Origin of the sequence: Microcoleus sp. S13C4 (assembly GCF_036700865.1) — a bacterium.
Taxonomy (GTDB): domain Bacteria; phylum Cyanobacteriota; class Cyanobacteriia; order Cyanobacteriales; family Microcoleaceae; genus Microcoleus.
Map to the genome: position 1 here is coordinate 40117 of NZ_JAUBPS010000031.1, position 22277 is coordinate 62393.

At 46.1% G+C, this 22277-nt stretch carries 21 protein-coding genes; 8 read left to right on the forward strand and 13 right to left on the reverse strand.

Annotated features, from left to right (window positions below; translation table 11 throughout):
- Positions 1 to 109: 109 nt before the first annotated feature.
- The 4 genes from ctaD to QT996_RS15070 all read right to left on the reverse strand — a co-directional run bounded on the left by ctaD (position 110) and on the right by QT996_RS15070 (position 5091).
- Positions 110 to 1915 (reverse strand): cytochrome c oxidase subunit I, encoded by a 1806-nt coding sequence (gene ctaD, locus QT996_RS15055; RefSeq protein ID WP_333047450.1) that lies wholly within the window; start codon positions 1913 to 1915, stop codon positions 110 to 112.
- Positions 1916 to 1993: 78 nt separating this feature from the next.
- Entirely contained in the window at positions 1994 to 2995 is a 1002-nt protein-coding gene (locus QT996_RS15060; RefSeq protein ID WP_333047451.1) for a cytochrome c oxidase subunit II, read from the reverse strand.
- A 220-nt stretch (positions 2996 to 3215) separates the two neighbouring features.
- Positions 3216 to 3977, reverse strand: coding sequence for a class I SAM-dependent methyltransferase (locus tag QT996_RS15065; protein ID WP_333047481.1), 762 nt, complete (start codon positions 3975 to 3977; stop codon positions 3216 to 3218).
- 97 nt (positions 3978 to 4074) lie between these two features.
- Positions 4075 to 5091, reverse strand: a complete 1017-nt coding sequence (locus QT996_RS15070) for an LD-carboxypeptidase (protein ID WP_333047482.1) — start codon at positions 5089 to 5091, stop codon at positions 4075 to 4077.
- A 73-nt stretch (positions 5092 to 5164) separates the two neighbouring features.
- Between QT996_RS15070 and QT996_RS15075 the strand changes: the two genes are divergently transcribed.
- Both QT996_RS15075 and QT996_RS15080 read left to right on the forward strand, forming a co-directional pair.
- Complete coding sequence (locus QT996_RS15075; RefSeq protein WP_333047452.1) at positions 5165 to 6598, forward strand: carotenoid oxygenase family protein; 1434 nt, start codon at positions 5165 to 5167, stop codon at positions 6596 to 6598.
- Positions 6599 to 7311: 713 nt separating this feature from the next.
- Entirely contained in the window at positions 7312 to 8133 is an 822-nt protein-coding gene (locus QT996_RS15080) for an SDR family NAD(P)-dependent oxidoreductase (RefSeq protein WP_333047453.1), read from the forward strand.
- A 195-nt stretch (positions 8134 to 8328) separates the two neighbouring features.
- On the opposite strand, the gene QT996_RS15085 is transcribed toward QT996_RS15080, so the two are convergent.
- Genes QT996_RS15085 through QT996_RS15095 form a run of 3 tightly spaced genes read right to left on the reverse strand, consistent with a single transcriptional unit; the run spans position 8329 to position 12242 of the window.
- Complete coding sequence (locus QT996_RS15085; protein WP_333047455.1) at positions 8329 to 8631, reverse strand: type II toxin-antitoxin system RelE/ParE family toxin; 303 nt, start codon at positions 8629 to 8631, stop codon at positions 8329 to 8331.
- Between the two features lie 2 nt (positions 8632 to 8633).
- Positions 8634 to 8909: a type II toxin-antitoxin system ParD family antitoxin gene (locus QT996_RS15090; protein ID WP_333047456.1), complete on the reverse strand. Its 276-nt coding sequence runs from the start codon at positions 8907 to 8909 to the stop codon at positions 8634 to 8636.
- 33 nt (positions 8910 to 8942) lie between these two features.
- Positions 8943 to 12242 carry a CHAT domain-containing tetratricopeptide repeat protein gene (locus QT996_RS15095; protein WP_333047483.1) on the reverse strand — a complete coding sequence of 1100 codons (3300 nt, stop codon included), beginning with the start codon at positions 12240 to 12242 and terminating at the stop codon, positions 8943 to 8945.
- A gap of 151 nt (positions 12243 to 12393) precedes the next feature.
- On the opposite strand from QT996_RS15095, the gene QT996_RS15100 reads away from it, so the two are divergent.
- Complete coding sequence (locus QT996_RS15100) at positions 12394 to 12657, forward strand: hypothetical protein (protein ID WP_333047457.1); 264 nt, start codon at positions 12394 to 12396, stop codon at positions 12655 to 12657.
- A gap of 43 nt (positions 12658 to 12700) precedes the next feature.
- Here the strand turns inward: QT996_RS15100 and tsaB are convergent, their stop codons facing one another.
- The 3 genes from tsaB to QT996_RS15115 all read right to left on the reverse strand — a co-directional run bounded on the left by tsaB (position 12701) and on the right by QT996_RS15115 (position 15544).
- Complete coding sequence (gene tsaB / locus QT996_RS15105; protein ID WP_333047458.1) at positions 12701 to 13360, reverse strand: tRNA (adenosine(37)-N6)-threonylcarbamoyltransferase complex dimerization subunit type 1 TsaB; 660 nt, start codon at positions 13358 to 13360, stop codon at positions 12701 to 12703.
- Positions 13361 to 13362: 2 nt separating this feature from the next.
- Entirely contained in the window at positions 13363 to 15075 is a 1713-nt protein-coding gene (locus tag QT996_RS15110) for a serine/threonine-protein kinase (RefSeq protein WP_333047459.1), read from the reverse strand.
- A gap of 220 nt (positions 15076 to 15295) precedes the next feature.
- The gene (locus tag QT996_RS15115; RefSeq protein WP_006632635.1) at positions 15296 to 15544 is read right to left on the reverse strand and encodes a Ycf34 family protein; all 249 of its coding nucleotides are present in this window, start codon (positions 15542 to 15544) and stop codon (positions 15296 to 15298) included.
- Positions 15545 to 15651: 107 nt separating this feature from the next.
- On the opposite strand from QT996_RS15115, the gene QT996_RS15120 reads away from it, so the two are divergent.
- Positions 15652 to 16914 carry a CCA tRNA nucleotidyltransferase gene (locus QT996_RS15120; protein WP_333047460.1) on the forward strand — a complete coding sequence of 421 codons (1263 nt, stop codon included), beginning with the start codon at positions 15652 to 15654 and terminating at the stop codon, positions 16912 to 16914.
- Positions 16915 to 17036: 122 nt separating this feature from the next.
- On the opposite strand, the gene QT996_RS15125 is transcribed toward QT996_RS15120, so the two are convergent.
- The 3 genes from QT996_RS15125 to QT996_RS15135 all read right to left on the reverse strand — a co-directional run bounded on the left by QT996_RS15125 (position 17037) and on the right by QT996_RS15135 (position 18942).
- Complete coding sequence (locus QT996_RS15125) at positions 17037 to 17384, reverse strand: DUF952 domain-containing protein (protein WP_333047461.1); 348 nt, start codon at positions 17382 to 17384, stop codon at positions 17037 to 17039.
- Positions 17385 to 17505: 121 nt separating this feature from the next.
- The gene (locus tag QT996_RS15130; protein ID WP_333047462.1) at positions 17506 to 17943 is read right to left on the reverse strand and encodes a cupin domain-containing protein; all 438 of its coding nucleotides are present in this window, start codon (positions 17941 to 17943) and stop codon (positions 17506 to 17508) included.
- 228 nt (positions 17944 to 18171) lie between these two features.
- Positions 18172 to 18942, reverse strand: coding sequence for a cysteine hydrolase family protein (locus tag QT996_RS15135; protein ID WP_333047464.1), 771 nt, complete (start codon positions 18940 to 18942; stop codon positions 18172 to 18174).
- A gap of 204 nt (positions 18943 to 19146) precedes the next feature.
- On the opposite strand from QT996_RS15135, the gene QT996_RS15140 reads away from it, so the two are divergent.
- The 4 genes from QT996_RS15140 to hisA all read left to right on the forward strand — a co-directional run bounded on the left by QT996_RS15140 (position 19147) and on the right by hisA (position 22247).
- Positions 19147 to 19296, forward strand: a complete 150-nt coding sequence (locus QT996_RS15140; RefSeq protein ID WP_333047465.1) for a hypothetical protein — start codon at positions 19147 to 19149, stop codon at positions 19294 to 19296.
- 150 nt (positions 19297 to 19446) lie between these two features.
- A complete protein-coding gene (locus QT996_RS15145) occupies positions 19447 to 20649 on the forward strand; it encodes a glycoside hydrolase family 10 protein (protein ID WP_333047485.1) in 1203 nt (400 codons plus the stop codon).
- Positions 20650 to 20663: 14 nt separating this feature from the next.
- Complete coding sequence (locus tag QT996_RS15150) at positions 20664 to 21341, forward strand: TIGR02117 family protein (protein ID WP_333047467.1); 678 nt, start codon at positions 20664 to 20666, stop codon at positions 21339 to 21341.
- A gap of 132 nt (positions 21342 to 21473) precedes the next feature.
- Positions 21474 to 22247, forward strand: a complete 774-nt coding sequence (gene hisA / locus QT996_RS15155) for a 1-(5-phosphoribosyl)-5-[(5-phosphoribosylamino)methylideneamino]imidazole-4-carboxamide isomerase (RefSeq protein ID WP_333047468.1) — start codon at positions 21474 to 21476, stop codon at positions 22245 to 22247.
- Positions 22248 to 22277 lie beyond the last annotated feature (30 nt).

Here is a 22277-nt window from a genome sequence, read left to right on the forward strand (position 1 = left end):
GGCAGTTGGCAGTTGGCAGTTGTCAGTTGTCAGTTGTCAGTTGGCATTAGTTAACAGTCAACAGTCAACAGTCAACAGTCAACAAGGACTGATGACTGATGACTAATAACTATTCGCCATCTTGACTTTCATCAGCGGGAGAATCAACATTTATCTCTGATTCAGGAGCGACCAAAGTGGCAGTACCGCCAAAGAAAGTTGAAGCTTGAGCCTCCGCAATAGGAATACCTGTTTTCTGGGCGTTGCGGGTGGCATTTTCCCTCAGCTTGAGCCTGAGACGTTCCCCAGTATGCTGAATTTTTTCCATGCCGTAATCGTAAGGCCCCGTTGCTAATACGGGAACTCCTTCAAAATTTTCGATAGGCGGCGGCGAAGTCGTCATCCATTCCAAACTCAAAGCTTGCCAAGGATTGTCACCTGCTTTCGGGCCGTACCTCCAGCTCCAAATCACATTAATGATAAACGGGATTGTAGACACTGCCAGCATATAAGCACCGACAGTACAAATGACATTAATTGTGGTAAATTTCGGGTCGTACATTGCCACCCGCCGAGGCATTCCTTGCATCCCCAAAGCGTGCATCGGCAAGAAAGTTACCGTAAAGCCAACATAGGTTAAAACAAAGTGAACTCTACCCCAAAATTCATTAATCATCCGCCCCGTCATTTTGGGGAACCAGTGGTAAAAAGCAGCGTAAATGCCAAACACTGAGCCGCCAAACAGCACGTAGTGTAGGTGAGCGACGACAAAATAAGTGTCGTGAACGTGAATGTCGAAAGGTACGGAAGCTACCATAATCCCGGTGATACCGCCGAGGACAAATGTTGAGATAAAACCCATCCCAAATAGCATGGCGCTGACAAGCCGGAGTTTGCCTCCCCAAATAGTTGCCAACCAGCTAAATATTTTAATCCCAGTTGGTACGGCGATGATCATAGTCGTGATCATAAAAAACATCCGCAGCCAGCCGGGAGTGCCGCTGGTAAACATATGGTGGGCCCACACGATCAAGCCCAAAAAGCTGATCGCGAGACTGGAATATGCGATCGCCAAATAACCAAAAATTGGCTTGCGCGAATGCACCGGCAAAACTTCTGAAATCACCCCGAAAAAGGGCATAATCATAATGTAAACTGCCGGGTGCGAATAAAACCAGAATAAATGCTGGTAGACGATGGGATCGCCGTTGCCGGTCGGGTTAAAAAATGCCGTCCCCGCTAACAAGTCAAACGACAGCAAAATCAAAGCTGCGGCTAACACTGGAGTAGCAATCAAAGTCAGCGCTGAAGTCGCAATCATCGCCCAGCAAAACAAAGGCATATCATTGAGACCCATGCTCGGAACCCGCATGGTAAAGATGGTAACGGCAAAATTCACCGCCCCCAAAATCGAAGAAGTTCCTAGTATTAAGACGCTGAGAATCCAAATTTCTTCGCCTGCTTGAGCAGTAACTAAGCTCAAAGGTGGATAGGAAGTCCAACCCGCCTGTGGAGCTCCCACCAAAAAACTGCTCAACAGCAACACGCCGCCTACGGGAATCAGCCAAAAGGCGATCGCATTCAGCCTGGGAAATGCCATGTCTTTTGCCCCAATCATTAAAGGGATCAAAAAGTTAGCAAATCCGGCTCCGGCGGGTACGATCCACAGAAAGATCATCACCGTGGCGTGAACAGTAAATAAACTGTTGTAGAGTTCGGGGGTGACAAAATCGGCGTCGGGGGTGGCGAGTTCTGTTCGCACCAAAGTGGCCATCACGCCGCCGATTAGATAGAAAATAAATGTTGTGACTAGGTATTGAATACCGATGACTTTGTGGTCGGTATTAAAAGTGAAGTAGTCGCGCCAATGTCTATCGGCGGGCGCTGTTCCGCGAGCCTCAGTGTTGGCACTTTCTTGGAACTGTGCTTGTGTCATAGTTATTAGTCATTAGTTATTAGTCATTAGTTATTAGCTCAGGATCAAAGATTCAGTGCCAGGAACTAATGACTATTTTTAGTGATGAGTTGGGTGAAGTTGTTCTAGGGTTTCGGAATTAATTTTTATTTCCCTGACGTAGGGAGCTAAAAATTCACCGTCTGACAATTCCCCAGGATTGACTGCAACTGCTTGCTCTAAGTTTTGACTGCTAGCAACTTGCTGGCTTTGCAGCCAACCGTCGAATTCTTCTGGCGTGTGAACGACTGCTACAGCTTTCATTGCTCCGTGGTAAGCGCCGCACAATTCAGCACAAACAACCCGGTATTCGCCGGTTTTAGTTGGTGTAAATCTCAGTTCGCTCGGCCGCCCAGGAATTGCATCTTGTTTGAGGCGAAATTCTGGCAGCCAAAATGCGTGCAGCACGTCTTGAGCTGAGATATTTAGCTGTACGTCGCGGTTTACTGGCATATGCAGTTCGCCAGAACTAACGCCGCTTTCTGGATAGCTAAAAATCCAGGCGTACTGCAAACCTGTGACATTTACAACTAAGTCTGCTGGTTTGTCTTCATTTTCTGGGGAAGCGCCTACGCCTAAAGCAACGAGTTTTCTAGACGGAATTTGAGGGGCGTTTTGGGGTGTATCTGAGAGTGTGGCTGCGATCGCACTTCCCCGCATTTTAGAGTGCGCTTGCATGGTTCCGTGGTCGTGATTGCCCATCGGATCGAGGCCTCCCATTGAGTTGTAAATCTCAAAACTGTAGACTCCGATTCCTAAAATAATCACCGCGGGCACGGCTGTCCAAAGAATTTCTAAGGGAAAGTTGTCATGCCAGGGCGGCCCGTCTGTGTTGTCTCCTGGACGGCGGCGATATTTAATTGCAGCAAAGATGAGAATTCCTTGGACCATGATAAATAGTCCAGTGGAAATGGTCATCATTGTATTGAAGAGTCCGTCTATCTGGGATGCTTCATCAGAGGCGGCGATCGGCAGTAAACCGTGATTCTGCCCGTACCAGAGACTGATCAGAGTCACTCCGATGCCGGCGAGCATGGTGAGGATGGAACTTGGAATGTTCACGCTGGTACTTCTTAATAGCGACACTTCTTCGCTTGAAAAATGAAGGAAGCGCCTCTGGGTTATCAATTTTTAATTGTAAATGGTATTTTTAGTAAAATGTCTCTCTTAAGGGTTACTTAAGGCTTAGTATTTTTGACTGACCGATCGCGAGCCTAAAAATACGTCTTTTGTACATTGACAAAAATGATTAAAAATGCTATATGATCGCTCTGTTTGGCTGCTAAATTTGAGATTTTTTCTCAAACACCATCAAATGCTGCTGCGGCAACATATCTTTTGTCTCTTTCCATACTAAACCGACGGCTGCCATTTCTTTTTTCACCTGCTTCTGCGTCATTTTGTGCAAACCTTTAATGGGAATCAGCGGGTTTTCGCCGCGATACTCGATCGATACCGTGCGGCCTCTCGGTTTGAGTGCTTTCACAATTCCTTGCATCATTTCTCTGGGATATGCAAATTCGTGATAAGCATCGACCATCACAACTAAATCCACGCTGTTTTCAGGCAAATTGGGATTGTCGATAGTGCCCAAAACTGGCTCAACGTTAGCAATATTTTTTTCTTGTTTATTCAATTTAATAAAATTAATCATTTCCGGCTGCACGTCAACTGCTAAAACCTTTCCTTCTGGAACTAAGGGAGCGATGCGAAAGCTAAAATATCCCGTTCCCGCTCCAATGTCTGCTACAATATCGGTTGGTTTTAAATCGAGATTGTTGACTAATCGAGCTGATTTTTCTTCCATGCCGCGAGACGGTCTTTCTAACCAACTAGCGCCTTGATATCCCATGACTTGGGCAATTTCTCTACCCATGTAAAATTTGCCAATCCCGTCGGGATTGTGGACAGTTCGCTGCTGATAAATGGAGTCGCTGTTGGCGGTTTTACTTGCTTCTGCTGCACAGGCATTAAGCGGCAAAAGGCAAATTATTGCTAAGATAATTGCTGCTAGCGGTTTGATGAATTGTCGGTTTTTCACGATCGTCCTAATTGTATATTTAATTTTTTCATTACCAGGCTCTGCGCGGTAATGCAGAAGCCGAGGAAGAGCCGAGCGAATATCGAGAATAGTTTAAGATTTAGCTGACAGCGGATTCTAACAATTTAATTGTACCAGAGTCAGCGTCGATTTCGGCTTCTTGGCCGATCGGCAAAGTGAACTGCTCCCGGATGTGTCCCACCATGGAACCGTACCACGCGGGAATATTTAAAGGGCGAATGTGGTCGGACAAGACTTGAGGCAAGGTGAGGGACTCTTGGGGTTTTTCAGCTTCGCACTTGGTACACTGTCCGAAAATAAAACCGGATATTTTATCAAGAATGCCCGCTAATTTGAGCTGCGTCAACATTCTATCGATGCGATAAACTTCTTCGCCAACTTCCTCCACAAATAAAATAGTGTTTTCCCACTGCGGCAAATAAGCCGAACCAACCATTGCTGCGATTACTGATAAATTGCCGCCGATTAGTTTTCCCCTAGCTGTGCCGCGCCCGATTGTTTGAACTTGCACGCTTTTGGAGTTTTGCATCGTCACCGCACCTCCCTCAAACAAAACTTTTTTGACGTAATCCACTGTAAAGGGGCTCCAAGTTGACGCACCTAAAGGGCCGTGAAAAGTAACTCTATTAGTTTTAGCATAAATCGCCAATAACAGCGCCGTAATATCGCTAAATCCCATAATAATTTTGGGATTGTTGCCGATAATATTGTAATCCAGGAGCGGCAAGATACGACCGCAGCCCCAGCCGCCCATCCCGGTAAAAATAGCTCGCACTGAGTCATCGGCAAAGGCTGCGTTGACATCGGCGGCGCGATCGGCATCCTTGCCTGCTAAATAGCCGTAGCGGTCGTAAAAATGCTCTCCCAATTTAACTTTTAATCCCAGCTTTTCGATAACTTTAAAAAAATCCTCGATTTCTTTTTTGTAGTTAAAAGCCGCAGGATTAATTAAAGCTACTGTATCGCCGACTTGCAGGCGGCGCGGCTTAACGCTCGCACTTTTGGGAGATAGGTTGGTTTGGGCGATCGGCAAAAGCTGAGTACCAATAGCAGTCAGCCCAAAAGTTGTGAGCAGAGCGCGGCGGCGGAGAGTCATAGCTGTTAGGTAATTTTTGCTATAATTGTATAGCAAAATCTCTGCCATATCAGTTTAAAATTGCGAGTTTACAATGAAAACCGACACTAAAATCTCAGCTAAAAAATCTTGGGCTCAAGCTTTAGCCCGTCCTGCTGCAGAGTTTCCGCTGACTCAGCTATTGGTTAAAAGCGGTAAAATTCCCGCAGGATTGCGCGGCACTCTCTACCGTAACGGGCCTGCACGTTTGCAACGCGGCGGCATGAATGCGGGACACTGGTTTGATGGCGATGGTGCAATTTTGGCTGTACATTTTACCGATGTCGGTGCTGCTGCTGTTTATCGCTACGTGCAAACAGCGGGATATCTAGCTGAAGAAAAAGCTGATAAATTTCTCTACAGTAATTATGGCATGACAGCACCGGTGCCTCTGTGGTTGCGGTGGACTAAATCTGTTAAAAATGTTGCCAATACTTCAGTTTTAGCTTTGCCCGATCGCCTTTTAGCTTTGTGGGAAGCCGGCTTGCCTCACAGCCTCGATTTGCAAACCTTGGAAACTCGCGGAACGGACGATTTAGGCAGTTTAGAGAGTGGATATGCTTATTCCGCTCACTGCAAGCGTGACCCGATTACTGGCAATATTTTCAACTTTGGGATTACACAGGGTGCGACTACAAAGTTGAACCTGTATAAAAGCGCTCCTACAGGCAAAATCGTGCAAAAAGCAAGTGTTGCTTTAGATGGAATTCCCATGATCCACGATTTTGTCTTTGCGGGAAAGTATCTCATATTTTTTGTGCCACCGATGCGACTAAAAGCTTTACCAGTTTTAGCTGGAATTAGCAGTTACAGCGAGTCTTTTGAATGGAAACCGGAGTTAGGAACGCAGATATTAGTTATTGACTCGGAAACTCTATCTTTAGTTAGTCGCGGCGAAACCGATTCTTGGTTTCAGTGGCATTTTGCTAACGGTTTTGTCAAGGAAGATGGTTCGGTAGCGGTTGATTTTGTGCGCTTCGCTGACTTTCAAACTAATCAGCGGCTGAAAGAAGTAGCGGCGGGCGAAACTCGCACCGATGCGGAGGGCTCCCTGTGGCGGGTGCATCTCAATCCTCAAACTGGCAAAGTGACAGCAGCCGAAGAATTGCTGGATCAACCTTGCGAGTTTCCGACGGTACCTGCTTCAGAAATAGGGCAAGACTCGCGATATATTTATCTGGCAATGTATCGACCTGACGTTGATATTGTACCGGAACGTTATGGTGCGATCGCCCGTTTGGACACGCAAAGCCGCAATCTCACAATTGCCGACTTGGGCGAAAATCGCTATCCCACAGAACCCATCTACGTTCCAGATATTTCGTCGGAGAAAGGTTGGATAGTAACAGTTATTTATGACGGCAATTCTGACAGCAGCGAAGTCTGGATATTTGACAGCGAAGGGCTAGATCGCGCTCCTGTTTGTCAGCTAGAATTGCCCGGTGTCATACCTTTGGGCTTTCATGGCACTTGGAAATCGGCAGTCTGAGAAAAGTGTAAAGAAGTGTTGCGGAAGATTTATTAAAAATTGTTGCCGCTTTAACTTCTAGTTGTTAAGGTGTGTGTAGATAGGAAATTCTCATATCTAGGAGGTGTGGAATTGATAATCTGCATTGCTCAATGATCCTGTGCCAATTCGCACCAATCCCCGGCGATTGTAAGTCGCGGTTGCACAGGATATCGTCTGCCTCTGCGGACTAAAAAAAGAGGGGTAATTAAGCCCTGGCGAATAACTAATCCCGGCGAATATTCCCGGCGAATGAATTCGCGGCTACACAGGCAAAGTCCGCCTCGGCAGACTGAAGGAAACCAATACCCGGCGAATAAATTCGCGGCTACACAGGCAAAGTCCGCCTCGGCAGACTGAAGAAAAAGCGGTAATAAAGCCCGCTTTGACATGATTATCGACTAGGTTTGCCCATCTCAGGTTTGTCTGCTTGAATGAGGTTAAATGACCAGATAATTGACTGATTTCTGGCAAACCCAAAGTTTAGTTCAACTCACGCGCACGTTAGCGATTCAACAGTTTTTGGTTTTGAGTTAACCCCACAAGTAAATGAGGTCTATCGGAACAAGATAGCCTTTCCCCAAATTATGAATTATGAGTTGTTACCGCCAAAATATTCAACTCATAACTAATAATTCACAACTCACAACTGATAACTCCGTGCCGCGGTGAGCATCTACCAAAAGGTTTAATCTATGCAACTTCAAGGAAAAACAGCTCTTGTTACAGGAGCTTCGCGCGGAATTGGGCGATCGATCGCCCTGGCATTAGCGAGACAAGGAGTCAAACGCTTGTTGATTGTGGCGCGCAACCGCAAGCAATTAATTGAACTGGCAGAGGAAATCGATGTTTTTGGCACAGAAGTAGTGCCGTTAGCTTTGGATTTAACTCAGTCAGTAGCGGTGAATATTGCGATCGCCCAAGCTTGGCGAGATTGCGGCCCGATTCACCTGCTAGTCAACTGTGCAGGCGTCGCCCACCAAGCATCTTTCTTGCGTTCCCCGCTGCCGTTAATCGAGGAAGAAATCGCCTTAAATTTGCTCGGAACCTACACAATTACCCGCTTGATAGCTCGGCGAATGGCGACTCAAAAAGAGGGAACAATCGTCAATGTTTCGAGCTTAATGGGAAAAATTGCCGCTCCCACAATGGCGACTTATTCTGCTACCAAATTTGCCATCTTGGGATTCACACAAGCTTTACGTAGCGAGTTAACTCAGTACAATGTTCGAGTCACAGCTTTGCTGCCCTCTCTAACAGATACCGACATGGTGCGAGACTTGGAGCAATTCCGGTGGGTAGTGCCCACAACTCCCGAAAAAGTTGCCCTAGCACTTGTGGCGGGATTGCACAAAGATGCGCCGGAAATCTTGGTAGGATGGCAAAGTCATCTAGCAGTTTGGTGTCACCGAATTGCGCCTTGGTTGCTGGATTTTGTGTTGCGGATGGCGACTCCCGAACTTCGGGATAAATCGCGGGGCCGCAAATTGCGGGAGGCTTTAGCTAGCGGGCGATAAACCCTTTTATGGGCGGGCTTTCCGGCCCACCCCACAACAAAACTCATTCTTTGTGGAACGGGCAAGATGCCCGTTCCTAAGCGCACCTTACATTTGGCAAACACTCTAACTGTTAGCCATATCGTTTCCGGTTTCATAGGAAGGATATAGAGGACAAGGCAGTGGGTAATATCATGGATGCTACCGGATTTGATATCACTCATCCTCATCAGAAAATAGCGACGGTAAATCCCGTTCTCCCCTCACCACCCTGATAATTTCAATTCCACTGTCTATCGCCCGATAAAGAATAATGTAACCCATGAGAGGAAGCCCCCGCACAGAAGCTGCTAGTTCCTCGTAACTACGACCCATATTAGGAAAGTTAATTAAATTGCGACACTTTCGATTGAACTCCTCGACAAACTGTTCTCCGGATTCAATATTTCTAGCTGCAAAGTAATCCGAAATTTCATCTAAATCGCGACTCGCTTCTGGAGAAACAATGTAGCGACTCATCTTTAGTTCTCCCGCATTTTCCGAAATTTTTCCTGCAATCTTGCTATCACTATTTCTCCATCAATCCCTTCACCGCGATCGAGTTGAGCTATTCCTGTTGATACTTTTGGTCGCGTTTCTTCTACCCATTTTTGATAGCTGTTGCTCTCTTTGGGCTCGCTGTTGTCGGCTAGGAGTTCTAATGCCGCTGCGATTACCTCCTCCGCCGAAGGATATCTGCCACTTGTAACTTGTGCTTCTATGAATTTTTGCTGCTCAGGCTTGAGAGTAATTTTCATGGGGTTTACCTCTGAGAACCTTTAACTATTATATCATTTCCATTCCCCTTGCAAGGTAAAAGCAGCCCAATAATAGGGAGACTTCCATTCTTCCTGCTGCATCATTTCGATCTGCGCCGCCCTCAAAGCTGCCGCCGGCGCTAACTTTTGTTGCAGCATTTTTTGATAAAACTTTTGCATTAACACAGCAGTTCCTTCATCATCTACACTCCACAAACTCACCGCCACCCGCTGCGCCCCCGCATACATAAAACCCCTTGTTAATCCCACCATTCCTTCGCCTTTAACATTCTGTCCCATGCCCGATTGGCAAGCACTTAAAACCACTAAATTGGCCGCCAGTTTTAAGTTGAAAATATCCGTGAGGCGCAAAAAACCATTGACAAGATTGCCCTTGTTATCTACCATTGACATCAGAATTCCTGACAGTTCGGGATTTTGGCTGTTGGCAAGGCCGTGGGTGGCGAAGTGAACGATTTGATAATTTGCTAAATTTCCATCGGTAGCAGTAGTGCGACTGGCATCAAAATCAAATATTTGACGGCTAGAAGCTGAGGGGAATAAAGTTAATATTGTTTGGGCTTCTTGGCGGGTAAATGGTAGGCGTTCGGGCGGCCATCCCCGATTATAAGCACGAAGCGAGCGATTTAAACCGAGGTTGTTTGCTTCTAATTTTTCAGTCGTTGCTTGGGTGATTTTTCCTTTAATTCTTTCATCGTCTGGACTGAAAACAGGATCGGCTAAAATTGCTAAACTTTGGCTGGGCGGTTTTCTATCTCCGTAATTTTGCCGGAGAATGGCAAGAGTTGAGGCGGAAGGCAGAGTGATAATTTCATGTTCGACAATTAAGGGAACATTGGTATTTTGTCCAGCGGTTTGGGGAAGAGTTAAAGCTTGAAAAGGGGTATAGTGCAGCACGCCGTCGGGAACAATTAATAAGCGTTTGTTGCCTAATTGGGCTGCTGCGGGTTGTAAAATTAATTGACCCAGATTGGCAGTTGCTTCAGCAAGTTTTTGGGGAATATTTCTCAAAAGGGGGTTGGTAACAGTGTCTTGGAAATTCCGGGCGGCTGTTTCAATGTCGGCGCGTTTTGGCAATTCATAGCTGGTTAGTCCTGTTGATGTCACAACCCACAAATAACTGCGGTATTCGCCGAGGGAATACTGCAATAAAATCGTGTTTTCATCGAGAATCTGTTTTTGAATTTCTGGCAGCGTTAAAGGTTGGGGTTGGGTGAGGGCAGCGTAGCGGGGGCTGGCGGTACGAACCTGGGTTTGAATTTGCTGATATTCTTGCAAAAGTGAGAGGCGCTGTTTGTCGATTTCATCAATTTTAGTTTGATTGGGGTTGGGGCTGCTGATTGCTTCGATGCTCTGCTTTTCAATGGTATCGAGTTGCTGTTGCAGGCTCTTTTCTTGTTGCAGTAAATCGGGGGGAATGCCTTCGCGAATGTTGGCGTTACTTTCTTGGAGGAGTTCGAGGAGGCTGCGGGCCCTCGAACGTTCGCTGGTTTCTAATGCTTTGGTATCGTAACCGGATTTAGGATTAGTTTTATGCAGTTGCATTAACAAATCGATGTATAATTCGTAGTAGTCCTGTACGGTGGCAAAGTATGAGCTGCGGAGTTCTGGGCTGGCTATTTTGGTGCGGAGGTTTTCGATGATTTTGAGAGAGGATTCAATGTCGTTGAGGGCTTCGGTAAGATTGTTTTGGTCGTACTTGGCAACAGCCATGTTGTAAAGGATGAGAGCTTCCACACGGCGATCGCCGATTGCCCGACTCAGGGGAAGCGACTGGCTGTAATACTCTAGCGTTTTCTGTTTTTCTCCCAAATCTGAGTAGACACCGCCGATGTTTTGGAGGGTGGTAGCTTCCCCACCGCGATTACCTACTGCCCGAAATAGGGGAAGCGACTGGCTGTAATAATCTAGCGCTTTCTGTTTTTCTCCCAAATCTGAGTAGACACCGCCGATGTTGTTGAGGGTGCTAGCTTCCCCACTGCGATTACCTACTGCCCGAAATAGGGGAAGCGACTGGCTGTAATAATCTAGCGCCTTCTGTTTTTCTCCCAATTCTGAGTAGACACCGCCGATGTTGTTGAGGGTGGTAGCTTCCCCGCCGCGATCGCCTGTTGCCCGTCTCAGGGGAAGCGACTGGCTGTAATACTCTAGCGCTTTCTGTTTTTCTCCCAATTCTGAGTAGACACTGCCGATGCTGTTGAGGGTGGTAGCTTCCCCGCCGCGATCGCCTGTTGCCCGTCTCAGGGGAAGCGATTGGCTGTAATACTCTAGCGCTTTCTGTTTTTCTCCCAATGCTGAGTAGACACCGCCGATGTTGTGGAGGGTGGCAGCTTCCCCGCTGCGATCGCCTGTTGCCCCAAACACGGGAAGCGATTGGCTGTAATACTCTAGCGCTTTCTGTTTTTCTCCCAATGCTGAGTAGACACCGCCGATGTTGTGGAGGGTGGCAGCTTCCCCGCTGCGATCGCCTACTGCCCGACTCAGGGGAAGCGACTGGCTGTAATACTCTAGCGCTTTCTGTTTTTCTCCCAATTCTGAGTAGACACTGCCGATGCTGGTGAGGGTGGTAGCTTCTCGACGGCGATCGCCTACTGCCCGAAACAGGGGAAGCGACTGGCTGTAATAATTTAGCGCTTTCTGTTGTTCTCCCAAATCTGAGTAGACTAAGCCGATGTTGTGGAGGGTGGTAGCTTCCCCGCTGCGATCGCCTACTGCCCGAAACAGGGGAAGCGACTGGTTGTAATACTCTAGCGCTTTCTGTTTTTCTCCCAATTCTGAGTAGACTAAGCCGATGTTATTGAGGATGCTAGCATCCAAAGCAAGATCATCGGTTGCCCGACTCAGGGGAAGCGACTGGTTGTAATACTCTAGCGCTTTCTGTTTTTCTCCCAATTGTGAGTATACATTGCCGATGTCGTTGAGGGTGAGAGCTTCCCCACGGCGCTCGCCGAGAGCCCGACTCAAAGGAAGGGACTGGTTGTAATACTCTAGCGCTTTCTGTTTTTCTCCCAATGCTGAGTAGACTCTGCCAAGACTAAAGAGGCTAAGTGCTTGCCCTCTATTGTCGCCCGCTTCTCGATACAGTTTTAATGCTTCTTCATATTTGACGAGCGCACCTCTTAAAGCTTCCGCTGTTCCTTGATTGTAGAGTTGTACTCCTTCTTTTAATGCTTTTGCAGCAGCCTCGCTACTCTTAGTTTGTGCTGTTTGTACGGCTTGGCCAACGGGCACGGCTGCTGCCACTGGCTGACTTAGCTGAACCGAAAGTGCGATCGACATACCAGCCAAAAACCATTGAGCGCGATCGAGCATAACCACCCTTTTTGTATTTTTGTCGATTTTACTCACTAGCTCGTTTAGTGTAAAGACACGAAGAAGTCAGGGCGATCGGCATTTTTGCTAGAGTTAACGAGTAGGTGCGATTCCCTACGGGATCGCTACGCCGCGCGTACTTTTTCCCAGCATGAACAACATCCTAACTACCTCAGATCCCGTAACAACCCACTGGGATTGCCCCGAATGCGGCGGCACCGGTATCCTCAGCCCAGAAATTTGCCCTGTTTGTCTCGGAGCAAAATACATCGATCTCGCCACAATAACGAACTGGATGCTTGATTTTATGGAATCTCGCGGCTGCGATCGAGCTGAGATCGATCGATTGCGAACCGAAAGCCCAGACCCCCTAACATTAACTTTTTGCCTCGAAGTTTGTATCGCCCTTAAATAAACAATTTACCAATTACCAATTACCAATTCCCTATTCCGAATATTCAGTGTCCCTTAACCGGATGTTGCCCGTAAAAAGGCAAAGCATCCGACCAATCAGGACGACTTCCCATTTGCCACTCCAAATAAGCTAATTCCAATACACTAGAAACCGACCAACCCAACTCGCTACCAACTTCAATCACCTGATAAGAATTTTCCAAATTATCCAACTTTTCCTGCCAGGATTCCGGTGTCATTACCGTATCAGTAAACAACTCAGTTACACCAGAATTACTGTTAACTGAATAAACCGCCCCAAACAATTGACCCCGCTGTGCAGGCATTTGCAGCGCGATATCCTGATTTGAGATAGATTTTTTACTGCTGCTGCAAGCGACAGCTGCCAAAGTTGAAATAGCAAAAACCGGAATATCCAACTGTTGAGCCAAAGTCCGCGCCGTCACCATACCCATCCGAGTCCCCGTGAAACCTCCGGGCCCCTTCGCCACAGCAATAAAAGCTAAATCAGCCCAAGTTTGCGGCCCAATAAACTCGACTAAATACTGATGTAAATGAGTGGCTAAATCCCGATCCAAATTCCAAGTTTGGCAGCGAGAATCCCCAGCAAAATTGGTGATTGCTAAACCGAGCTCGCGACTAGCTGTGTGCAGGGCTAAGCCGTATTTTTTAACTGATGTTCCGTCTTGGGGATTGCTATTCACGATTACTGATAATTTTCCTTAACAAAAAACAGAGGCAAAGCCACAACTAAGCAACCCAAAAGAATGCCAAATATTCCCGTATTTAAAATCCTGGAATTACCCATGCCCCCACTTACCAAAAACAGCACTACTAAACTTGCAAATAAATTTTTATTGGCAAATTCTTTGTGTTGGGAAACTTGATGCTTCACCGTCATAAAACCCGACGTAACTATTAGCGCAAACCAAGAATTAAAAATGACTATTTGAGAGCCAAAGATAAACCAAACTAAGGCAAACATTAGCGCATCTATCCAAAAATCCTGAGTTTTCAACTTCGGCAGCCAAAATTCTTGGGTAGCAACTGGGGCGATTTTCTTGAGTAATTGATTGTGTTGCAGCCGCACGAGTTTGTTTCTCAATTTAATCTTGGGATCGATTTGCAATATTTGCTTCCACTCCGGGCGGCGAGAATTGTTAACTCTTCCCAACAGCTTCACGGCTGCGACTTTATTTAACTGCAAATCGGTGAGTCTGGTGGCAATTATTTGAGATAAGTGCGGATAGTAAACGGGGTTGTCTTCGGTTCTGTTGATGACGATATTGAGCTGTTGCTTGGCTTGAGTGACTTGGATTGTAACATTGTACGGGGCGAGATCCTCTTGTAAAGCTTGCTGAATTTCGGCTTGCTGTTGGCGAGTGAAAAGCGACACACCGGGCGCAGGTTTAACCACCCGTTCTGCGGGCGTTTCCGGCGCGTCTAGCACCGGCTGTGCGTCTAAATACACCGGTTTGGGGTTCAAGTGCCGGATGACTGCTGAAGCTGAACTGTAGCGCCGATTGGTGGCACTTTGAAGCATGGTGTCGAGGATGCGGCCGAAATCATCGCTAACAGCAGTCTTCAAATAATTTCGCCAAGCCCAAGAATCCTCTGTACTGTCGAACAAATCGAAGGGAGGAATTTCAGTCAGCAAGTGAATACAGGTAACGCCCAAACTGTAGATATCGCTGGCAAAAACTGCTTTCCCCATCAATTGTTCTGGGGCTGTATAAGCAGCACTGCCGATGATTGTACCAGTTTGGGGCAAGCCAGTTGCTGTTACTTTCTTAGCTGCACCAAAGTCTACTAAAACAATATCTTTTTGGAAAGGAGAGGGTTGATAGGAATTTTCTAACGCGGGTAAAGGGGCTGGAGATAGTCGGCGGCGAATGATATTTTCTGGTTTGATATCGCGGTGAATAACTTTTGATTTGTGGACGAAGTGGAGCACTGGCAATAAATCGTTGAGGATTTGCCGAATTTGAGTTTCGGTGAAGGCTCCTTTTTGTTCTAATTCTCGGGCTAGGTTTTTGCCGTCTATAAATTCTTGTACTAAATACTGTCTCCCGTCTTGTTCAAAATGCGCGATTAATTCGGGAATCTGGGGATGTTTTCCCAAGGTTTCTAGCTGGGCTGCTTCTTGGTGAAATAGTTGTGCTGCTTTTTCGGCTGCGGTATTTTGCGGGAAAAATTGCTTGATTACGCACTGCGAAAAAATCAGGGGTTTGGTTTCATCAACTGCTAGAAATGTTCGACCAAAGCCTCCTTGCCCGATCGGCTTTATGGTTCGGTAGCGAGATGCTGAGGGCGTTTCTGAGTCAAGAGTTAACAACAATTTTGAGCCGCAACTTTGGCACAATTCTGCATCCCCTGGGTTGTGCGGATTCTGACAAGTTGGGTTTAAGCAATAGCACATTTGATTTTAGATTTTAGATTTTAGATTGGTAATTTGTAATTGGGAATGCGGAAGGGGGAATTGGGCATCGGGCATCGGGAATTGAATATTGGGAATTGAATATTGGAAATGGAAAATTGAAAATTGGCTAAAAAGAAGAAACAAGAAAAGGAGAGCGTTTTATTTTTTTCCTTCTTCCCTCTTCCTTCTTCCCTCTTCCTTCTTCCTTCTTCCTTCTTCCTTAAGTCGGGACGAGTTCGCCTGGCCGCAATTTTGCCCATTTGCCGGTCTCTTGCTTGAAACTCTGACACCCGACTACATCCCATTCCATTTCAATTTCGTCTTGGCGGGGACGGATGTTGACGTTGATGGTGGGTTCTACGGGGTCGAAATCGGGTGTTTCGGTGAGGTGAAGCTGTTCGTGCTGTTCTTCTACGGCGTGGTAGGTGAAGCAGCGGTCTACATAGTGGCAGTTAATACAAATACACATTCTTGATATCCTCTGTGCATTTCAAAAAGATTGGTGAAATTTGAGCTTTCTGTTAATCTAGCGTAGCAAGAGTTTAATTGTTTGTAAGTTTGTAGATTTTTGTTGCAATGCCGATTAATTTGCCCTCTTCATTATCTCCTAATACTTGGCCGTTTGATTTGAAACTGCTGACACCGCCTGCTTATCTGGTGGGCGGTGCGGTACGGGATGCGTTGCTGGGCCGCCGATCGCACTATTTTGATTTAGATTTCGTTATGCTAACACGGGCCGTGAAGACTGCTCGAAAAATTGCCGATCGCACGAAAGGTGGATTTGTCTTGTTGGATGCGGAACGCCAAATTGCGCGGGTGGTGTTTGCGGGCGGTACGGTGGATTTGGCGCAGGCGGAAGGGGGGACTCTGGAGGGGGATTTGCTGCGCCGGGATTTTCGGATAAATGCGATCGCCTGCAATCCTTTTACAGGAGAAATCATCGATCCTTTGGACGGTCAAACTGATTTGCGGTTGGGTGTGCTGCGGATGATTTCGCGGTCAAATTTGGAGGACGATCCGCTAAGGTTATTAAGAGCTTACCGCCAAGCGGCGCAGTTGGGTTTTGCGATCGAACCGGAAACTCAATCGGCGATTCGGGAATTAGCACCGCTGTTGAGTCGGGTAGCGGTGGAACGGGTGCGGACGGAATTGGGTTATTTGTTGAGCAATCCTGACGGTGTTCCTTGGATTTGTCGCGGTTGCGAAGACGGTTTGTTTTCGATTTGGTTTGAAAGTGCGATCGACCGTTTTGATATTTTGACAAAAATTGATGCGTCTGCTGCCAAGTTAGCGACAATTTATCCAGATTTGGGGAGAGAATTTTCGCGATCGATTCGAGATACGATTAAAACGCCGTTGTTGGCGGTTGCGAAGTTGGCTGTTTTGGCAGATTCCGACCCGACAATTGCTGAAACCCAGTTGCTGCGGTTGAAGTACAGCAATGCGGAGATTAAAAGTGCGATCGAGCTTTTGAAATACTTGCCCAAATTGCAAGCAAAACCTATCGCGGAAATGTCTTTGCGAGAACAGTATTTTTTGTTTCGGGATGTGGGAATAGTATTTCCAGTCTTAGCAGTTTTGGCGGTGGCGGCGGGAGTTGCAGTTGAGGAGATTTCACTGTTAATTAATCGCTATCTGGATGCCGAGGATATTATTGCTCATCCTACCCAATTAGTTAGCGGCAATGATTTAATGGAATATTTGAAATTGCCGAGAAGTCCGCGCATCGGTCAATTGTTGATGGAGATTCAATTAGCGCGGGTGGAAGGGAGAATTGCGACTCGCGAAGATGCGTTGAAATTGGCGGCAGAGTTGGTAGATAAATCACTTGAAGTTTAGATTTTCCACTAATGTTAGAAACTGGCAAGATGCCCGTTCTACAAGACAATTAATTGTATGGTGGGCTGTTGCTCTGAGCAACGCCCTAAAAAGTTAGTATACAATGGTGCAAAATGTGCATATTAAACAACATCCCTTAATTCTGCCGGCAATTCAAACTTGCCATCTGCACCCGGTTCAAACTCAACAACTTTCAACACAGCATCAACATTCAGCGGCCCGTAAATATGCGGATAAAGATCTCCGGCTGCCGATTCATACTTAACTTCTGCTTGCACTTTCCCAGAGTCAATGCACAGCAAAAGCAATGCTGTTTGTCCGATAAAAAATTTGTTGGCACTTCTAGTAACTTGCGGGAGTGTCGAACAGTGGATAAATCCTTCAGAGTCTAGGGTATCGCCGCGATAGGATTGAAGGTGTTTTGCTTCTTCCCACTGTTGGCTTTTAGCAATGTGAAATATAACGCTCATAATTGAATAATTTTAACGTGAAACAGTATTTTGTTAGAGCCCCGACTTGTTTAAGCAGTCGGGGAGCTGCTTTCCCAGGCAGAGCCTAGAAGATTAAAACACTAAAGTGCTTACTACAAACCTAGCACGATACGAGTACATCCGATCGCCTGAGAACTCTCATATCTTCCTCATCGAGTTCGACTGGTGTACCGCTGCGAATTAGTTCCACAAAATCCTCATTCGGCACCATGATGCACAAAGTGTACAAACGTTCACTGCCCGTATTCTCAATTACGTGAGTGGCTGTTGGAGGCACTAACAAACTATCTCCAGGTTGAATACTAACTGTTTTTCCGTCGCAGGTTGCTTTCCCAGTTCCTTTGAGTACAAAAAACATTTCGACTGCCAATAGATGGCGGTTGGGAGGAGTTTTGCCGTCCACATCGAAAATCTCCACGCAAACTGTTAATGAAACATTAGCTATTACCGGATCGAAAACGATCGCTAATCGATTAGTATCGCCCGGACTGATGCGAAATGCTTGGTAGTCTTTCGGAGACTTTATAACAGGAATCATGCACTGGTTTGTCATTTTTTTATTGTTAGTTGTCAGTTGTTATGTTTCTGGTGTCATTACTGAGAATCCAGAGTCATTAGTCCGCCGCTCAACCTCCAAAGTTTATTGATTTCACAGGAGAGTTCGCTGTCAGAGCAGGAAGCGAGATATATAGGCTTTGCTGTGCGGGACTCTCGCACTCCTAAAAAACGCTTTTTGTACTCCAGAGGGATACTCCCCTGATGACTGCTATTTAATTGCTTCTAACATAGCCTGAGAATCCGACAAAAAGCCAAAACATTGTTTAACGTTATAAAGAGTAGCTTGCCAGCAATACTCGGGAGATGTCGTAGCTGTACAATCTTTGACTAAAATACAGTCGTAACCGAGGAAATTAGCATCTTGCAGCGTAGCCATGACGCACTGATCGGCGTTTACTCCTCCAAAGAAAAGTGTAGTTCGGCCGAGGTTCCGCAAGATACTATCTAAAGGAGTATCCCAAAAGCCGCTCATCCGATATTTATCAACGCAAATATCCTCCGGTTTGGGTTTTAATTCATCGACAACCTGCGCTGCCCAACTCCCTGCCATCAGTACAGGTGCGTTGTTTTTTGGCAGCGGATCTCCCAAACCTACGCCGTCGCCTGTGGGATTGTAAACGTGACGGGAAGCTGCACTAATATTGAGCAAATCGGGGCGGTTCCCCCAGTTAATCCAAATAATGGGTATTGCGTGCGATCGCAATTTTGGCAGCAAATTTGTTAAAGGATTAATTGGAGTTCTTGCGGGCGTTACATCTACGCCAATATGTGCTAGCCAACCGTCGGGATGACAGAAATCGTTTTGCATATCTATCACTAACATTGCTGCTTTTGCTAAGTCCAAACGCAGAGTTTTAGTTTCTGTTTCCAGGGTAACAGGTTGAGGCGCGATCGGCGATCGGGTGATATCGGCAATTTTGGCATCAACTTTCCAAGCATTCGGCGGTACGCCCAAGGTGCGGAGAGAATCAGAATTCATATTTATTTTGACTCAAAAACAATTTCAATCTTATAACTATTTGATTGTTACTAACTTGTTATATCTTAAATCTTTGTTATAATTAAGTATCAGGGCTAACTTTTTGATAATTTTTAGGATTTATTATTCTTGGGCGATAGCAAATGTTAGCGCCCTAGAAGCATACAATAAAAATCAATGTAAGTTTATAAAAAGGGTAAATCTATGAGCTTTACAATTCAAAATGCTTTAATTCCGGTTGATAGCGGTTATGAAACCGCAGATGTGCAAGTTGTGAATAATTGCATAAGTGCGCTCGCCCAGAATTTAATTGCTGGGAAAATAGTTATTAAGGGCAAAAATAAGCTGCTGTAGCCCGGTTTTATCAACGCGCACACTTACTATTCATAAATGTGGCAAAGGTAAGGTGCAAACGATCGATGTTGATGCTTTGAGGGGGAATCACAGGTAAGGTGGGCATTGTCCTACACTATGATGTTAAACTATGATATTTGCGACAAATTGATGATTAAACTGCACAAATGGCAGCGGATACTGGCTTTAATACTTGTTTTTACGATCGCCCTTACCTCCTCCGCCATATTATCCCCGCGTCTCTTGGCTCAAACCCCGCCCCAAACCCCAACAACCGAATTGCGCGGCGTCTGGCTGACGAACATTGACAGCGACGTTATCTTCTCCCGCAACAACATCATTGACGCTGTAAATCGACTGGATAAACTCAATTTTAATACCATCTATCCCACGGTTTGGCAAGGAGGCTATACGCTTTATCCGAGTGCAGCAGCCCAACGAGTATTCGGAGAGTCGATCGATCCATCGCCCGGATTGAAAGACCGAGACATTCTCAAAGAAATTATAGCGCAATCTCGCCAAAAAGGTATAGCAGTAATCCCCTGGTTTGAGTTTGGTTTCATGGCTCCCGCCGAATCGGAATTAGCCACACTTCACCCCGACTGGCTGGCGCACCGGCGCGACGGTTCAACTATTTGGAAAGAAGGGCAACACGAGCGAGTTTGGCTGAATCCCTTTCATCCGGAAGTCCAGCAATTTATCTTAGATTTAATCCTAGAAATTGTCGATAATTATGATATAGATGGCATTCAATTTGACGACCATTTCGGCTTGCCAGTAGAATTTGGCTACGAGCCAGTAACAATGTTAATGTATCAGGAACAAATTAAAAGCCCTCCCTCCGACGACCCCCGCGAAACCTTCTGGGTGCGCTGGCGCGCGGACAAAATCAATGACTTCATGGGGCGAGTTTCTCGCGCCATCAAATCCCGTAAAGAAAAATGTATTGTCAGCTTATCTCCGAACCCTTTTCACTTTTCTTTACCCGCCCACTTGCAGGACTGGTTTACCTGGGAAAGACGCGGCTACATCGACGAAATTGTGTTGCAGATTTATCGCAGCGATATCAAGCGTTTTAGTGCCGAACTGGAACGGGAAGAAGTTAAATTGGCTAAACTTAACATTCCAACTGCGATCGGCATTTTAACTGGTCTTAAAAATAATTCCGTGCCCCTCAAACAAATTCAAGAACAAGTGCAAGAAGTGCGAAAAAGAGATTTCGCTGGCGTGTCGTTCTTTTTCTACGAAAGTTTGTATAATTGGGCTAAGGAAACCCCCGAACAGCGCAATTCGGCATTGCAAGAATTCTTTCCCACAAAGATACAGCGCCCGCCATCCGAAGGTGGAATTTGAAACCCACGGTTAAAATGAGAAAAAGCATACAGCGCTTAGGAATTGTCATCTTATCTCTGACCGCTTTCCTAACAATTGGCTATCTAACTCCCAGAAAGTGGGGAAATTACGCGCAAGCAGATTGCACAATTTCTCTATACATTTCCAACGAAGGCATCCACACCGAGGTCATCGTTCCCGTTAAAAATGAATATTTTGACTGGAATCAATTTTTACCGCTAACAGAAATAGGGCGGGAGGCCACTTCTGATTATAAATATTTGTCTTTGGGCTGGGGAGATAGAGCTTTTATGTTGGAGACTCCCACATCAGGAAGTATCAACCCAGTTACAGCTTTCAAGGCGCTATTTCTCCCTACTCCGTCTACCCTACACGTTCAAGGTTATCGGGTTCTCCCCCTAAATATTGAAACCAAATGTGTTAAAATCAGTGGAAAAAATTATCGGCTGCTGGTAAGTTTTATTAATAATTCATTTCAATTAGGTGCAGCAGGTAAGCTAATGAAAATTAGCTACGGCTACGACAACAGCGACAGTTTTTATGAAGCAAAAGGCAGTTACTCTATTTTGAGAACTTGCAACGACTGGACGGCCGAAGCTTTGCAAAAAGCTGATGTCAATACTCCTTTATGGTCTACGCTTTCTTCTGCGATTATGTTTCATTTAAATAGCGGTTGCGAATGTCAAAAATAAATGGTAATGGGTAATACAATTTTAGATTTTAGATTTTAAAATTCGGAATTAATGATTATGTATGGGTTGGTAGCTTGCCTAAAGTTGCATTCTTTTTTTTAACTGGTATAATTACCAATTTGAGGAAAAATCATGAATGTAATTCCAGCGATCGACTTATTGGATGGAAAATGCGTCAGATTGTATCAGGGAGACTACGCGAAGTCGCAAACTTTTAACGACAACCCCGTCGCAGTCGCCAGACAGTGGGTAAATGAAGGCGCAACCATGCTGCATTTAGTAGACCTCGACGGCGCCAAAGCAGGTCATCCAGTCAACCAAGCAGCCATTGAAGCGATCGTCCGATCGGTAGACGTTCCCTGTCAAGTAGGTGGGGGAATGCGCGATCGCACTTCTGTTGCTGCTATCCTCAATTTAGGCGTTCGGCGCGTCATTCTGGGCACTGTCGCCGTCGAACAACCGCAATTAGTCGGCGAATTGTGCGCCGAATTTCCCGACCGAATTCTGGTTGGCATCGACGCCAGAAATGGTAAAGTTGCTACTAGAGGCTGGCTAGAAACTTCGGAAGTTTTAGCAACAGAATTGGCGCAAAAAATGGCCGAGTTAGGCGCTGCTGAAATTATTTACACCGACATTCACCGCGACGGTACTATGGAAGGGCCGAATTTGGAATCTTTGCGCGAAATTGCTAACGCTATTTCGATTCCGGTGATTGCTTCCGGTGGAGTTAGTTCGATCGCAGATTTGTTGAGTTTGTTGGCTTTGGAACCAATTGGTGTCAAAAGTGCGATCGTCGGTAGGGCAATTTATACCGGCGATATCTTGCTAAAAGAAGCAATTCAAGCAGTCGGACAAGGGCGGTGGCAGGATGTACCGCCAGATTTGGGTTCTTCAAGCTTTGCTTGATAGTCATGTCGAGTTAACTGGCTACCCAAT